Below are 13,251 nucleotides of genomic sequence, written 5' to 3'. Positions count from 1 at the left end.
CGCAGGTCGTCGCGGCGCGTAAAGGGGACAAGCCGGCTCCGGCCGAGACCGAGACCGAGACCGAGACCAATGGAACCGAGGCGGCGGAGCACGCCGACGCGCGGACCAGCGCCACCGATCGGGTGCACGACGGCGGCGCCGCCGCGATCGAGACGATCGTGCACGTGCTGCGCCACGGCGAGGTGCACAACCCGAACGGCATCCTCTACGGCCGCCTGCCCGGCTTCAGCCTTTCGGTGGCGGGCCGTGCGCAGGCCGCCGCTGTCGCGCGGACCCTGGCCGATCACGACATCGCCGTGGTCATCGCGTCGCCGCTGCAGCGTGCTCAGGAGACCGCCGAGCCGATCGCCGCGCAGCACGACGTCATCGTGCGCACCGACGAGAACCTCATCGAGGCGGGCAACACCTTCGAAGGCCTGCGCGTCTCGGTCGGCGACGGCGCGCTGCGCAAGCCGCGGCACTGGTGGAAGCTGCGCGACCCCTTCACTCCGTCCTGGGGCGAGCCGTACCTCCAGATCGCGCACCGCATGCTGGCGGCCGTGAACAAAGCCCGGGTCGAAGCGGCCGGGCGGGAGGCGGTGCTCGTCTCCCACCAGCTACCCGTGTGGACGCTTCGGCGGTTCCTCCAGGGCCAGCGCCTCTGGCACGACCCCCGGCAACGGCAGTGCTCGCTAGCCTCGCTGACCTCGCTCGTCTATCACGGCGACACGCTGGTCGACATCGTCTACTCCGAGCCAGCGGGCGGCTCGGACCCTTCGGTACACGGCGCATGACGCACCGCACCGCGTTCCCCATCCCGCCCTCGGCGCGCGCCGGGCGGGTGCTGCCGGCTCTGCTCGCGTGCGTGGCGCTGATCGCCGCGCTCGCGGGTTGTTCGACCGGTTCGGACGCGGTGGCCTCGGGCGGCACCTTCGAATTCGTCTCGCCCGGCGGCAAGACCGACATCCGCTACGACCCGCCCGCCGCGCGCGGCACCATCGGCAAACTCGCCGGTCCGGACCTGATGACCGCGGGCAAGACCACCTCGGTGGAGGACTACGCGGGCAAGGTCGTGGTACTCAACCTGTGGGGCCAGTGGTGCGGTCCGTGCCGCGCCGAGGCACCCGCCCTGGAAAAGGTCTACGAAGCGACCAAGGACAAAGGCGTCGCCTTCCTCGGCATCAACGTCCGCGACCCGCAACAGGACAAGGCCCAAGACTTCGTGGTCGACAACAAGGTCGGCTACCCGTCCGTCTACGACCCGTCGATGCGCACGCTCTTGGCGCTCGGCGGGAATTTCCCTACCAGTGTCATCCCCACCACGCTCGTCCTCGACCGGCAACACCGGGTCGCCGCGGTATTCCTGCGGTCCCTGCTGGCCGAAGATCTGCAGTCAGTGGTCGAAAGTATCGCCGCGGAGGAATCACAGTGAATCGCGACCGTCGTACCCGCCACCTGCGTGCCTGTCGGCCACGGCAGGGCGCCCGACGAATCGGCGGCGGATGGGCCGTCGACGACCGGTGGGCGGGCATCGCCACCGTGCCGCGCAGCGTCGCGGCCGAGTCGTTGCTGGACTTCCCGGCGTTCGACGCGGCCGAGGAACCCGCGGCCACCGAGCGCACGGTAGCGCCGCGCCGCGGCGCCGGACGATCGCCGGAGGAAACGCGGGAGGACTCGGTGTGACCCTCGCGCGCACCGCGCCGCGTACCGGGGAGGACCTGTGATGGTGCTCGCCGCAGTCGGTGATTCGTTCCAGCAGACGGCGGCCTCCGGGCCGCTGCTGCTGGCGCTCGGCGCGTGCCTGCTCGCGGGTCTGGTGTCGTTCGCCTCGCCGTGTGTGGTGCCCCTGGTGCCGGGGTACCTGTCCTATCTGGCCGGACTCGTCGGCGCGGAGGCGCCGCCTGCCACGGTGGCGGAGGCCACCGGCGGACGCGTCGCGACTGCCGCGCGGCCGCTGCGGTCGGGACGGATGCGGGTCGCGGGTGCGGCCGGTTTGTTCGTCGCCGGTTTCACCGTGGTCTTCGTGCTCGCCACCGCGACCGTGTTCGGCGTCATCCAGACCCTCAACGTGAATCGGGAACTGCTGCAACGCATCGGCGGTGTGGTGACGATCCTGATGGGCTTGGTCTTCATCGGCCTGGTGCCCGCGTTGCAGCGCGACACCCGGATGGAGCCGCGCAGGCTCACCAGCCTCATGGGCGCGCCGCTGCTGGGCGGGGTGTTCGCGCTGGGATGGACGCCGTGCCTCGGCCCCACGTTGTCGGGCGTCATGGCCGTGGCCGCGGGCACCGACGGGACCACGGCGGTGCGCGGGGTCGCGCTGATCGTCGCCTACTGTCTCGGCCTCGGTCTGCCGTTCGTGGTGCTGGCGTTCGGGTCGGCCAGCGCGCTGCGTGGGGTCGGGTGGCTGCGCCGCAATTCCCGCACCATTCAGATCATCGGGGGCATGTTGCTCGTCGCGGTCGGCGCCGCGCTGGTCACCGGGGCGTGGGACCAGTTCGTCGCCTGGGTGCGGGACGCGTTCGTCTCCGAGGTGACCCTGCCGATATGACCGTGACCGACCACCCCACGATCGAAAGCCCCGAGCGTCCGCCGCGTCAATCGCTGATCGGGCGGGCCTGGGCGTTCCTGCGCAACACCTGGCGCGGGCTCACCAGCATGCGCACGGCCCTGGTGCTGCTGTTCCTGCTGGCCCTGGCCGCGATTCCCGGCGCGCTGCTGCCACAGCGGAACCTCAACGAGCAGAAGGTCGAGCAGTACATCGCGAGCCGGCCCACGCTCGGCCCGTGGATGGACCGCTTCGAGCTGTTCGACGTGTTCTCCAGTTTCTGGTTCACGGCCGTCTACGTGCTGCTGTTCATCTCGCTGGTGGGTTGCATCCTGCCGCGCACGCTCGACCACTACCGCGCTCTGCGCACACCGCCGGTGCGCGCGCCGCGCAATCTGACGAGGCTTCCGCACCACTACGCGGCCCGGGTCGAGCGGTCGCCGCAGGAGCTGATCGACCACGCCCGCGCCCAGCTGCGCGGCTGGCGCACCGAGGTCCGCCCCGGCCCCCGCGAGGGTGAACTGGCGCTGTCCGCGGAGAAGGGCTACACCCGCGAACTCGGCAATCTGGTGTTCCACCTCGCGCTGGTCGGGCTGCTGGTCGCCATCGCGCTGGGCAAGCTGTTCGGCTACGAGGGCAGCGTCATCGTGCTGGCGAACAACGGCCCCGGCTTCTGCACCACCTCGCCCGCGGTGTTCGACTCGTTCAAGGCGGGCAACGTCAACGACGGCACCGGCATGACCCCGGTCTGTGTGCGGGTGAAGGATTTCCAGGCCGACTACCTGACCAACGGGCAAGCGGAGATGTTCACCGCGAACCTCTCCTACCAGGCGGGCGACGATCTGCGGACGAACACCTGGCGCGACACCAGGGTGCAGGTCAACCATCCGCTCCGCGTCGCGGGTGACCGGCTCTACCTGCAAGGACACGGCTACGCGCCCACCTTCACGGTGACCTTCCCCAACGGCCAGACCCGCACCGAGTCCATTCAGTGGCGGCCCGACGACGCCTCGACGTTCCTGTCCAGCGGCGTGCTGCGGATCGACCCGCCCGGTGGGATGTACGCCACCGACGAGGAGCGCCGCAAGAACCAGATCGCGATCGAGGGCTTGTTCGCGCCCACGGCGATGTTCCACGGATCGTTGCTGTCCTCCGCGTACCCCGCGATGAACGATCCCGCTGTCGCGGTCGACATCTATCGCGGCGACACCGGCCTCGACACCGGTAAGCCGCAATCGTTGTTCGCCCTCGACCCCGAGCAGGTCAAGCAGGGCAGGCTCGCCAAGGAGGCCAGGGTCAATCTCCGCCCCGGCGAGTCGACCACGCTGCCGAACGGCACCAAGGTCACCTTCGACGGCGCGCAGGAGTTCGTGAATCTTCAGGTCTCACACGACCCGGCCCAGCAGTGGGTGCTGGTGAGCGCGCTGCTGATGATGGCGGGCCTGCTGGTCTCGCTGCTGATCAAGCGCAGGCGGATCTGGGTGCGGGTCTACCCGGCCGAGGACACAGCCGGTACCGTGGACCAACGACGCACTGTAGTAGAGATGGGCGGGCTCGCCAGGACCGACCAGGCGGGCTGGGGCGGCGAGTTCGACCGGCTGCGCGCGCGCCTGCTCGATGAGCACGCCGAGACCACGGGAGAGTGACGATGCCGATCGACGAGACCATCGCCAGGTACAGCGATTTCGCCTTCAAGACGGCGATCGTGGTGTACGCGCTGGTGCTGGTGCTGCTGATCTGGCAGTACGCGACGGCGCGCAGCCGCCAGGTCTCCGAGCGCGAGCTGGTGACGGTGGGCGGCGGGTCGACACCGCAGGGACCCGGCCGCGTCAGCGAGCCCGCGGGGCGGCCGCTGTCGGAGCGGCTGGGCAACATGGCGTTCTCGGTGCTCATGGTGGCCATCGCGCTGCACGTGGGCGCGATCGTGCTGCGCGGCTTCGCGACCCACCGCTTCCCGCTGGGCAACATGTACGAGTTCGTCACCATGGCGACGGCGGCCGCCGTGCTGGTCGGGATCGCGCTCCTGCGCGAGCAGCGCTACCGCGCCATGTGGGTGTTCCTGCTGGTGCCGGTGCTGATCCTGCTGTTCCTCGCAGGCACGGTGCTCTACGCCGACGCCGCACCCGTGGTGCCCGCGTTGAAGTCGTTCTGGCTGCCGGTGCACGTCACCATCGTCAGCGTGGGCAGCGGCGTCTTCCTGTTCGCGGGCGTGGCGAGCATGCTCTTCCTCTACCGCCTGCGTCAGCCGGACGGCCAGGAGTCGGCCAACATCCTCGGCGCCATCGCCCGCCGCCTGCCCGACGCCCGCACCCTCGACCGGCTCGCCTATAAGGCCACCATCATCGGCTTCCCGCTGTTCGGCGCGGGCGTCATCCTCGGCGCGATCTGGGCCGAAGCCGCGTGGGGCCGCTTCTGGGGCTGGGACCCGAAGGAAACCTGCTCCTTCATCGCCTGGGTCCTCTACGCCGCCTACCTCCACGCCCGCGCCACCTCCGGTTGGCGCGACACCAAAGCCGCCTGGATCAACATCGCGGCCTTCGTGGCGATGCTGTTCAACCTGTTCATCATCAACATGGTGATCAGCGGGTTGCATTCGTATGCGGGGTTGAACTGACTCGCGCTCGTCCGAGTGTTCGCGCTCGTTCAGGTTCCGCAGATCGTCGGACCGCAGCAGTCAGCCCCACTCGCATCCGTCCGGAAGAACGAGAGTGCGTACAGGCAGCGTCGATCAATACGATCGCGTCATGCTGCTCCCACACATCGGACGGTCAGACCTTCCCGAATCGATGACGTGGGAGGAATTGCAGCGGCTACCCGACGAGCTTGCGGAGCAAATCGAGTTGTGGAACGGTCGCGTGGTTTGCGTCGGGCGCGAGCCGAGCGACCGTCGGGTCTTCGTAGGCCGGTTCACCAACTCCCTCGAGCGCTGTGCACGAATGTCGATGTCGGACGAGCCGGAACGTGACTGGCGCGTCAACTCCGCAACCAATGTGTTCCTCGGCCGCACGGGAAAATCCGACTTCCTGACGCCGGACTTCCTCGTCCACCGCTGTCTCGAATCGCCCTCTCAGGACGTACGGGGAAGTGATGTTCTCTTGGTCGGTGAGGTCTTGTCCCCGGCCGTCACGCAGACGGACATCGAGGCCAAGAAGATTCGCTACGCCAGCGCTGGCATCCCCTGGCTCTGGGAGGTGACGCTGGCCCGTGAGGTCAGCGCGATCGCTGTCGTCCGTGTCTACGGCCTCGACATCGGCCATGCGCAACTCCCGAACGGTGCACAGCCGCTCCATTCCGCCAACTACATCGTCGCGGCAGAGTGGAACCACGAGAACTCGGACGGTCTCGAATTCAGCCGCCCGTTCCCGATCGCCATCCCGTGGCATGAACTCGAGTACTAACGAAGATCCCTTCACCGCACCGCACCGCACCGCACCGCACCGCACCGCACCGCGGCAGGCTTCGAATCGCCGTAGGCACCGCGCTACCGCAACCCTCTCGGTGCGAATGACACGATCTGGGTCGGCTCGATGCGTCTCGGGCGACTGGCCGACTGAGACTCAGAGATGCCAACCGAAACCAGGAGGGTTCGACGTCATCCAGTCTGTCGGTCGCCGCTGGTAGAACCAGATTGCCTCGGTCCCCGATCAGAGAGCGAGGTGCGTGCATAATGAACGGAGATGGTCGACGAAGCAGGGAGGGTAAGTCGCCGATGACCGTTACGGTCGAACACAGCACGTCTGAGGAACTTCGCCACCGACACCGCGAGGTCCTGCGGCGCGTCGGGATGACGCGAGAGGAGATTGGGGAGCTCGCGGCTCAATACACCCTGACGCCAGAGGAATTGGCGGCGTGGGATGAGCTGCGGTCCATCGAGTTCCTTCTCGAGGATGCGTGAGCACGGATACCCGTCTCGAGGAGCAGGCCAGGCGGTTCGCCTTGGATGTCTCGACAAGGGCTCTGATGTGCCTGGAAGGCAGCCCTAGCACGGATCAGCTGACGGTGGAGGCCTCCCCGAAAGGCGGCCGCTATGCATTCGCGTACCAGCAGAGTATCCATGCTGAGCTGGGAAGTCCTGCAATAGGTCACATTAAACTCGGATTCGAGCTCACATTCGACCGGTCTGGGCGTCATCTTGCTGTGCACAAGTCCACGTTCCAGTTGTTGGAAAAACGTGGCAAGAAGCCGATCGCGCGGATCGAGTACGTTCGCGACGCTCATACGGTGCCGTGTTCGCACGTCCACGTGCACGCTGAGAGTGGGCTCTTCACTTATCTGTTGTCGCAGACCGGCCATCCGACACCCGCTGCGATTCAGTCAATCCATGTTCCTACCGGCGGGGACCGCTTTCGCCCATGCGTCGAGGACTTCATCGAGTTTCTCATCCGGGACTGTCGCGTGGCGGGGCGTGACGGATGGGAGTCCGAAGTTGCTGAGGGCCGAGAAGAGTGGCGGCGCATGCAAACAGCGGCTGCCGTGCGAGATCGACCAGAGGTAGCGATCGAAGAATTGCGGCGGCTCGGTCTCACCGTCACGGGTGATGCCGACGCTGCCAGGCCGCCTGCGAGAGCTCGATATTAGGAGGTCGTGTAAACGCTGTCGGCATCCCCGCATAGCAGAATGGTGCCCGTGCACGACACTGTCGAAATCAGTGGATCGGAGTGGCTGCACGGGCGGCCTGGTCAACATTCGAGGTAGAGCCGTTCGTTCGGGAGGCGGGGGAGGCCGGTGGGGTCGCCGGGGAGAACGGTTACCGCGCCGGGGCGGTGGCGGGCGTTCCAGTCCTGGACGAATACCAATGCGGCGGTGAGGCATGCGGCGAAGTCCATGCGCTGGTCGTGCAGGTAGACCGAAAGGTGTACGTCGGGTTCCTCTGGGTGCGGGGACTGGGCGGGGCCGGTCGTGAGACTGCGAATCGGGGGCGTGATCGGTTCGCCGTGCGAGTTCATCGGCTTGTCCTGACCGCTCGGGCGAGCAGGGATGCTTGCACTGCTTCCACCACCAGCCGTCCTGAGGGCCGGTAGGTGTCGCAGGGAACCTCGAGCCATGCGCGGTATGCGGCGTTGCTGTCGGCCGGGGAAGGGAGGGCGATCAATCCGCCGTCGCGGATCACCTTCACGCGATCCCGGAACAGGCCCGCGAAGATTCGAGGTTCGTCGAGCAGATCAGGCCGCACCAGGAATGTCCAGGTCAGGGAATGCGGGTGCGTGATGATCGGGCCGAGACCGTATCCGCCGCTGCGCAACCGGTCCGTCGCTGCCCGCCCCAACGGCTCCGGCACCGAGACACCCCACACCAGCGAACCTGCTCGCACCACGATTCGGCCGAGTGCTTCGGGTTCTACCTCGGCAGGGAGCTGACAGATCATCTTGTAGTACGCGCACTGCCCGGATGGGGTTGCAAGATCGAAGCCTTCGATGCCTGGCGCGCTCATGCCTGAGCCTCCGCGTCCCCCGACGGTGCCGGGGTCGGGTACAGGGCGCGGCCGAGCATCACGTGTCCCGGCATGATCACGCTGCACACTCGCGTGAAGTCGGCCGGAACCGAGCCGCCCAGATGCGTCATCCCCGGAACTATCACCGCACTCGCGCGGGCGACGTGCACCATTTCCAACACACGGGCCGCCGCCACCGGCGATACCGTCTGTGGCGCAACCACATAGATCGCGGCCAGCCTGTAACCGTGCCGCCGTGCGAGCGCCTCGATCGTCGCTCGATCATTCACGGCGTCCGCCCCCGCGACCGCCGCGCACCGCATCCCGATAGCCGGTGCGCCGTGCGTATCTGTCAGCGAGCCACGCAGCGGCGTCGACTCGTCTTTCAGATACGCCGCGATCCGTTCCAGCTCAGGCACTCCCGCCCGATACAACCCCTGCCGACTGCTCGCATCCATCCCCTGCGCCTCCCTGCAATCCGATTGGAAAGCACCCGACGCCGAGGGCACAGCACCAGCCAGCGGTCATGGCTGTACTGGCGCGGCCGATATGATGAGGTGGCCGGCTCACCCCGGCGTCGGGGCCGGAGAAAGCGTCACAGGCCGAGAACGTGGTCAACAATGGCACTCTCGGCAGACCGACCGGCGAAAGTGCCATCGAGAGCTGAAGCTTCAGTACTCCAGTCGCAGAAGATCAGCGAGATCTCGCATCTCAGGTGTCAGAGTGCGCCGTCTGGTGATGATCCGGCCGAGCAAATCCTTGGCGGACCGTTGTTCGATCAGCCACGGGCGGGCCTCGCGGGACAGCTGAACCAGAACATCGAACGCGGTGTCATAGTTTCGAAGTTCGATGTGTGCTGCGGCGACATCGAGCAGATGCCTGTTCCGGTTGTCGGAGGTCGGACGCAGCCCTGACGGCACGTCGCGGGCCAGGCGTAACGCGAGGTCGGGACGGTCGTCCACGATGGCATTCTCGACCCGCTTCATGGCGACCGTGGCAGGCCCGAACGTCGTCCAGTACTGGTGATAATTGCCCGAATCCCATTTGACCGCTACCGCTGCCGCGTTCGCGAGGCGCATCATTTCGTCCGCCTCGTCTGGCCGGTTGTCGCGTATCGCTGCGGCCGAGCCACGCAACAGCAACCACCCCCAGGTCGACAGTTCCCGTGTGGTGGCGACCGACAGACGCGGCTCGACACGGTCAGCCCACGACACGGCCAAGGTGCGGACCTGCTCGAACTGCCGTTCTACAAGGAGCAGCCAACACAAAGTGATCACTGCCGACGCGGAATCGAGCACATTCCCGGTCGATTCGGCATCCCGGAGTGACTGCTCGAGCGCGGTTCTCGCAGGCTGGAGTTGCCGAGTCTGGACCAGCACCGACCCGACCAGTTGCAGGATCCGGGACCGTATGAGCGGCGACGCGGCGCGTCCATCGAGTATCAAGCGGGGAAGTAGCCGACTCAATTCGTCGTACTCGTTGTCGTGGTAGAGCTTCACCGCTGCGACAAGCGACTCGTTCATGCTCCGCTCAGGAGGCGTTTCGGCCGCGTGTCCGTCTGCGCTCGACACGAGAGCCCGCCGAGTAGGGAGCCAGAGTTCGCCGCTTTCGGGCTCGGGTCGGCTAGGGGTAGGACCGAGAAGAGCCGAGAGGGGACAGCTCATAGCCACAGCCAGCCGTCGAAGTGTCTGTACGCGAGTGTCATCGCGCTCGCCCTGTTCGATCTTGCGAATCAGAGATAGCGATACCCCTGAGCTCTGTGCGAGTTCACGTTGCGTCAGACCGCTCCGCTTGCGAACAGATCGCAAGCGTTCCCCGAGCTCTGTGCTCATGGCCCGAGGCTACGGGACCTTGGGACGCTCGTCAGGCTCATGTCGAACCCGCACGGCCGAATCCGCTAGCGCCCGTGATCGCGGACGGTGATCATCATCTGGTGGGGAAGAGCTCGGATACGGCCCGGATGCGCCGGGTGCCGGAATTGGCGGCAGTGGCAGGCGAATTGGTTCTTCGACCTTGGTCGATGTCGTCTGCGGATCTCGACCTGCTGCGGGAAGCGTCGGACGACGACACGATCCCGTTGATCACCACTGTGCCGTCGATCTACACCGAGGAAGCGGCGAAGCAGTTCGTCGAGCGACAGTGGGAACGACCCGTGAATGGAAGCGGGTACCCCTTCGTGATCGCGCGAGCGACGGACGGTAAGCCGCTCGGCAGTATCGGAGTCTGGAGCAAGGATCTGGCAGAGGGCCGGGCATCGGTCGGGTACTGGCTGGTGCGGTCCGCTCGTGGGCAGGGTGTGGCCGCCCACGCGCTGCGGGCGGTCGCGGACTGGGCGTTCGAGAAACTGGCCGTTGCCCGGCTACAGCTCTACGTGGAACCGTGGAATACCGCCTCCATCCGGACTGCCGAGCGGGCGGGATTCCGGCGTGAGGGGCTGCTGCGCGGGTGGCGGCAAGTCGGCGACAGTCGTCGCGACATGTTCATGTACGCGCGGCTCGCCCCGAGCCGCCCGTCGGCGAGACCGCGGTCGCTGACCGGCCCCACGGCTCGTGTTGCCGAGGAAGCCGACATCGACGGGATCGTCCAACTGCGCGTCGCGGTGGCAGCGGAGGGCAAATGGATCGGGGCCGAAGCGCCGTTGGACGAGGAAGACGCCGCACGGCAGATCCGAGCGAATCTCGGCGACGAGAAGCGCGGTGTCTTCGTGACCGAGATCGACGGATGCGTCGTGGGCACGGCGACGGTCTACTTCGGCACACCTGGCGTCACCGCCTTCGGCATGATGGTCGCGGCGGACCGGCGGGGACGTGGCATCGGGTCGGCGCTGCTCGAGCGAGTCATCAGTTGGTCGCGGGATCAGGGCGCCCACAAGGTGAGTCTGCAAGTATGGCCGCACAATCAGCACGCTATGGCGCTCTACGACCGAGCCGGTTTCGAGGTCGAGGGCGTCTTGCGCGGGCATTACCGACGCCGCAGCGGCGAGCTGTGGGACGCGGTGCTCATGGGCCTGCCACTCGACGGTGTGGGCTGACGAGCGCACGCCTGGAGTATTTGGCGGAAAACTAGGGTTTTTATTGGTGCGATTGCGTCAAAATAATTGAATGCGAACGTTTCAGACTGTGCAGCCCGAATTGTGTGAGATCGCCGCTGGTTTACGACGCGTGTAAACCGCGAGTGGCAGCGCGCGAATTACCCACCGGCAGAACAAATAACGTTCCGAGCCGCTTCTTAAGGGACACAAGACTTCGCATGTCTGTTAATCGGCCGCAAAGTCGCGGCTCCCTCGTGGGCGGAAAGTCCGTATCGCGGAGGTGTAACGGCGCCTACAGCCGCGCCACGCAAACCACGAAATGCCTTTGCTGGTAGACGATTCCGCTGTCGGCCGACCCGCACGCGTTGACGTCGACGGTGTTCTGCTTGATGTCGATGACCCGGACCGCGCCAGGGGTGTGGGCGGCGCAGTCGAGACGCTTGGGGCTGCCGGGTGTCAGTTCCATGCAGCCGCCGACGACCCAGTCGATGTCCAGGCACAGCGCGGCCTGTGTCGCCCCGTGCAAAGTTTCGTTGTAGGTGTGGTCGGCGTCGGTGGGGCAGGTGGCGTTCGCCGGTGCCTTATCGACGACTTTGTAGACGGAGTTCTGGCTGCCACAAGCGGTTTTGTCGATCGCGCCTGCTCCGCCGAGCTGTACGCAGTCGCCGATGTTCACCTGCATGCTGGTGGCGCTCTTGTTGGACGCGCCGCGCATCGCCGACGTGGTCGGCAGCGCTTCCGTGGTGGTCGGCAGCGGCTCCTCGGTGGTCGGCGGGGGAGTCGAGGTTGTTGCCGCGGCGGCGTTCTGAGCGGCGGCCTTGGCCGGCTCATCGGCGGGGCCGGACATCGATAGCGCGGCGACGACCACGATGGTGGCCGCCAGTCCGGTCCCGACCATGAAGGCGGCCAGGGTGATACCGGCGCGGACACGTTGGCGCGACACGTACGTCCTCCAGAGCTGTGAACCCTTCGACCCACCTAGCGACCCGAAGTTGTGAATCTTGCGGATTGAAGACCACGCCATGCTTACACTACGCGGCACGTCCGCGTCGAGTTTTCCTTCCCAGGCGTAGCGATCCGCGCTGGGAATTCACGTACGTGTCGGTATCCGGGCCCGGTGTGATCACGATCGGATAACGAACTTCGCGATCAGGTGTGCCGGTCGCCAAGTCTGGAAACTAGTCACGGGCGCTGTACAGTCACACGCCATCCGGCCTCCGGAGCCGGTGTCTCGGTGAGAAGGAATTCCAGAATGAAGTTCGGCACTATTGCCGCCATTACGCTCGGCGCGGTTGCCGCAGTGGGCATCACAGCGGGGGCCGCGAACGCGAAACCCGTAGAACCGGAGCGTGAGATCACGACAACCGGTGTAGAGCAGGGGGTCGACTACCACACCACGGTCTCGCGCGAGACCGGAGCCATCTCGACCGCCGTCGAGCACGGCACCTTCGCGGTGGCCGACGACGGCACCAAGATCAAGCTGACCTCCGATACCGGAGCCGTGGTGGCCGAAGTGCCGCTGACCTTCCAGGTTTCCGGCAGCAAGCTGTCGGTCGCGCACGAAATCAGCGACAGCGGACGGCGTCTCGCGCTCACCCCGGTGGCAGGCGCCAAGGAGATCGGCGAGATGCAGCCGATCAGCTCGATGAACCGTCTCATCGCCGAGTTGAACCAGAACGTGGTCGGCGTGGTCGGCGGCGCGCTGCTCGGCGGACTGCTCGGGGCCCTGATCGGCCTGGGCTTCTTCAGCATCATCACCGGCCCGATCGGCCTGGTCGTCGGCGCGATCGCGGGCGGAGCCATTCAGGGTGGACAGCCGTTCACCGACGCGCTGATGGCGGTCGTCAACGGCGAACCCTGATCGATGGCGCGGATCGGATGCGGCAGGCGCACCGCAGCGCGCCTGCCGCACCCGGACCGGGTTGTCGATCGTCGTGGCGTTCGTCGAGGGTGGAGGTTCGGCCCCCGCCGGGACGACGCCACGGCAGAGCGATGAAATCGCGCGAACGCCGGATACCGCTGGACGCGTGCTATCGCGCGGGTACTGCGAAGATCAACGCTCGGCGGAACCGGACTCGCCGTCACGGTGCTGGCGAGATAGTCGCCAGAGGAACTCCGGGTCGTCGTCGGGTCCGATGACGCGCTTGCGCCGTGGTGAACGCGATTGCGGGGCAGTGGGTCCAGTCCGCTCGGGGCCGAACGCCTTCCAGCACAACACCGCTATTGCCACCACCGCGATGAGTGCCAACAGGTACGTCACGT

The 13,251-nt window shown here is 66.7% G+C and carries 17 protein-coding genes; 11 read left to right on the top strand and 6 right to left on the bottom strand.

Features of this window, described 5'->3' with window-relative positions; all coding sequences use genetic code 11:
* The first annotated feature begins 122 nt into the window (after nucleotides 1-122).
* From ACFV2O_RS25900 to ACFV2O_RS25860, 9 genes are all read left to right on the top strand, one after another.
* Nucleotides 123-773 carry a histidine phosphatase family protein gene (locus ACFV2O_RS25900; RefSeq protein ID WP_355072138.1) on the top strand — a complete coding sequence of 217 codons (651 nt, stop codon included), beginning with the start codon at nucleotides 123-125 and terminating at the stop codon, nucleotides 771-773.
* The gene (locus tag ACFV2O_RS25895; RefSeq protein WP_356962575.1) at nucleotides 770-1,411 is read left to right on the top strand and encodes a TlpA disulfide reductase family protein; all 642 of its coding nucleotides are present in this window, start codon (nucleotides 770-772) and stop codon (nucleotides 1,409-1,411) included. The genes ACFV2O_RS25900 and ACFV2O_RS25895 overlap by 4 nt, the downstream gene beginning before the upstream one ends.
* A complete protein-coding gene (locus ACFV2O_RS25890) occupies nucleotides 1,408-1,662 on the top strand; it encodes a hypothetical protein (protein WP_356962573.1) in 255 nt (84 codons plus the stop codon). The genes ACFV2O_RS25895 and ACFV2O_RS25890 overlap by 4 nt, the downstream gene beginning before the upstream one ends.
* Nucleotides 1,663-1,702: 40 nt before the next feature.
* Entirely contained in the window at nucleotides 1,703-2,530 is an 828-nt protein-coding gene (locus tag ACFV2O_RS25885; RefSeq protein WP_355071962.1) for a cytochrome c biogenesis CcdA family protein, read from the top strand.
* Nucleotides 2,527-4,173 carry a cytochrome c biogenesis protein ResB gene (locus tag ACFV2O_RS25880; RefSeq protein WP_379254004.1) on the top strand — a complete coding sequence of 549 codons (1,647 nt, stop codon included), beginning with the start codon at nucleotides 2,527-2,529 and terminating at the stop codon, nucleotides 4,171-4,173. The genes ACFV2O_RS25885 and ACFV2O_RS25880 overlap by 4 nt, the downstream gene beginning before the upstream one ends.
* A gap of 2 nt (nucleotides 4,174-4,175) precedes the next feature.
* Nucleotides 4,176-5,141, top strand: coding sequence for a c-type cytochrome biogenesis protein CcsB (ccsB, locus tag ACFV2O_RS25875; protein WP_379254003.1), 966 nt, complete (start codon nucleotides 4,176-4,178; stop codon nucleotides 5,139-5,141).
* A gap of 130 nt (nucleotides 5,142-5,271) precedes the next feature.
* Complete coding sequence (locus ACFV2O_RS25870; RefSeq protein ID WP_379254002.1) at nucleotides 5,272-5,925, top strand: Uma2 family endonuclease; 654 nt, start codon at nucleotides 5,272-5,274, stop codon at nucleotides 5,923-5,925.
* Nucleotides 5,926-6,236: 311 nt separating this feature from the next.
* Entirely contained in the window at nucleotides 6,237-6,422 is a 186-nt protein-coding gene (locus ACFV2O_RS25865; RefSeq protein ID WP_379254001.1) for a hypothetical protein, read from the top strand.
* Nucleotides 6,419-7,105: a hypothetical protein gene (locus tag ACFV2O_RS25860; RefSeq protein ID WP_379254000.1), complete on the top strand. Its 687-nt coding sequence runs from the start codon at nucleotides 6,419-6,421 to the stop codon at nucleotides 7,103-7,105. Before ACFV2O_RS25865 ends, ACFV2O_RS25860 begins: the two co-directional genes overlap by 4 nt.
* Before the next feature lie 101 nt (nucleotides 7,106-7,206).
* Here ACFV2O_RS25860 and ACFV2O_RS25855 read toward each other — a convergent pair whose 3' ends face one another.
* The 4 genes from ACFV2O_RS25855 to ACFV2O_RS25840 all read right to left on the bottom strand — a co-directional run bounded on the left by ACFV2O_RS25855 (nucleotide 7,207) and on the right by ACFV2O_RS25840 (nucleotide 9,790).
* Nucleotides 7,207-7,473: a hypothetical protein gene (locus ACFV2O_RS25855; RefSeq protein WP_379253999.1), complete on the bottom strand. Its 267-nt coding sequence runs from the start codon at nucleotides 7,471-7,473 to the stop codon at nucleotides 7,207-7,209.
* Entirely contained in the window at nucleotides 7,470-7,958 is a 489-nt protein-coding gene (locus ACFV2O_RS25850; RefSeq protein WP_379253998.1) for a DNA-directed RNA polymerase subunit beta, read from the bottom strand. The genes ACFV2O_RS25855 and ACFV2O_RS25850 overlap by 4 nt, the downstream gene beginning before the upstream one ends.
* Nucleotides 7,955-8,467 carry a hypothetical protein gene (locus ACFV2O_RS25845; RefSeq protein ID WP_379253997.1) on the bottom strand — a complete coding sequence of 171 codons (513 nt, stop codon included), beginning with the start codon at nucleotides 8,465-8,467 and terminating at the stop codon, nucleotides 7,955-7,957. The genes ACFV2O_RS25850 and ACFV2O_RS25845 overlap by 4 nt, the downstream gene beginning before the upstream one ends.
* 162 nt (nucleotides 8,468-8,629) lie before the next feature.
* Nucleotides 8,630-9,790, bottom strand: coding sequence for a helix-turn-helix domain-containing protein (locus ACFV2O_RS25840; RefSeq protein WP_379253996.1), 1,161 nt, complete (start codon nucleotides 9,788-9,790; stop codon nucleotides 8,630-8,632).
* A gap of 128 nt (nucleotides 9,791-9,918) precedes the next feature.
* Between ACFV2O_RS25840 and ACFV2O_RS25835 the strand changes: the two genes are divergently transcribed.
* Entirely contained in the window at nucleotides 9,919-10,989 is a 1,071-nt protein-coding gene (locus ACFV2O_RS25835) for a GNAT family N-acetyltransferase (RefSeq protein WP_379254091.1), read from the top strand.
* Nucleotides 10,990-11,281: 292 nt separating this feature from the next.
* On the opposite strand, the gene ACFV2O_RS25830 is transcribed toward ACFV2O_RS25835, so the two are convergent.
* Nucleotides 11,282-11,932 carry a hypothetical protein gene (locus tag ACFV2O_RS25830; protein WP_379253995.1) on the bottom strand — a complete coding sequence of 217 codons (651 nt, stop codon included), beginning with the start codon at nucleotides 11,930-11,932 and terminating at the stop codon, nucleotides 11,282-11,284.
* Between the two features lie 309 nt (nucleotides 11,933-12,241).
* On the opposite strand from ACFV2O_RS25830, the gene ACFV2O_RS25825 reads away from it, so the two are divergent.
* Nucleotides 12,242-12,850, top strand: a complete 609-nt coding sequence (locus ACFV2O_RS25825) for a hypothetical protein (protein WP_356962556.1) — start codon at nucleotides 12,242-12,244, stop codon at nucleotides 12,848-12,850.
* Nucleotides 12,851-13,042: 192 nt separating this feature from the next.
* On the opposite strand, the gene ACFV2O_RS25820 is transcribed toward ACFV2O_RS25825, so the two are convergent.
* Nucleotides 13,043-13,249, bottom strand: coding sequence for a hypothetical protein (locus ACFV2O_RS25820; RefSeq protein ID WP_355071985.1), 207 nt, complete (start codon nucleotides 13,247-13,249; stop codon nucleotides 13,043-13,045).
* Between the last annotated feature and the right edge of the window lie 2 nt (nucleotides 13,250-13,251).

Origin of the sequence: Nocardia sp. NPDC059691, assembly GCF_042733915.1 — a bacterium.
In the GTDB taxonomy this organism is placed as follows: domain Bacteria; phylum Actinomycetota; class Actinomycetes; order Mycobacteriales; family Mycobacteriaceae; genus Nocardia; species Nocardia sichangensis.
This window is presented reverse-complemented; position numbering and strand designations above follow the sequence as displayed.

Coding starts and splice junctions, on each gene's coding strand:
- ACFV2O_RS25835 (WP_379254091.1), top strand. CDS start 9,919: ATGCGCCGGGTGCCGGAATTGGCGGCAGTGGCAGGCGAATTGGTTCTT.
- ACFV2O_RS25895 (WP_356962575.1), top strand. CDS start 770: ATGACGCACCGCACCGCGTTCCCCATCCCGCCCTCGGCGCGCGCCGGG.
- ACFV2O_RS25885 (WP_355071962.1), top strand. CDS start 1,703: ATGGTGCTCGCCGCAGTCGGTGATTCGTTCCAGCAGACGGCGGCCTCC.
- ACFV2O_RS25870 (WP_379254002.1), top strand. CDS start 5,272: ATGCTGCTCCCACACATCGGACGGTCAGACCTTCCCGAATCGATGACG.
- ACFV2O_RS25840 (WP_379253996.1), bottom strand. CDS start 9,790: ATGAGCACAGAGCTCGGGGAACGCTTGCGATCTGTTCGCAAGCGGAGC.
- ACFV2O_RS25825 (WP_356962556.1), top strand. CDS start 12,242: ATGAAGTTCGGCACTATTGCCGCCATTACGCTCGGCGCGGTTGCCGCA.
- ACFV2O_RS25880 (WP_379254004.1), top strand. CDS start 2,527: ATGACCGTGACCGACCACCCCACGATCGAAAGCCCCGAGCGTCCGCCG.
- ccsB (WP_379254003.1), top strand. CDS start 4,176: ATGCCGATCGACGAGACCATCGCCAGGTACAGCGATTTCGCCTTCAAG.
- ACFV2O_RS25865 (WP_379254001.1), top strand. CDS start 6,237: ATGACCGTTACGGTCGAACACAGCACGTCTGAGGAACTTCGCCACCGA.
- ACFV2O_RS25855 (WP_379253999.1), bottom strand. CDS start 7,473: ATGAACTCGCACGGCGAACCGATCACGCCCCCGATTCGCAGTCTCACG.
- ACFV2O_RS25850 (WP_379253998.1), bottom strand. CDS start 7,958: ATGAGCGCGCCAGGCATCGAAGGCTTCGATCTTGCAACCCCATCCGGG.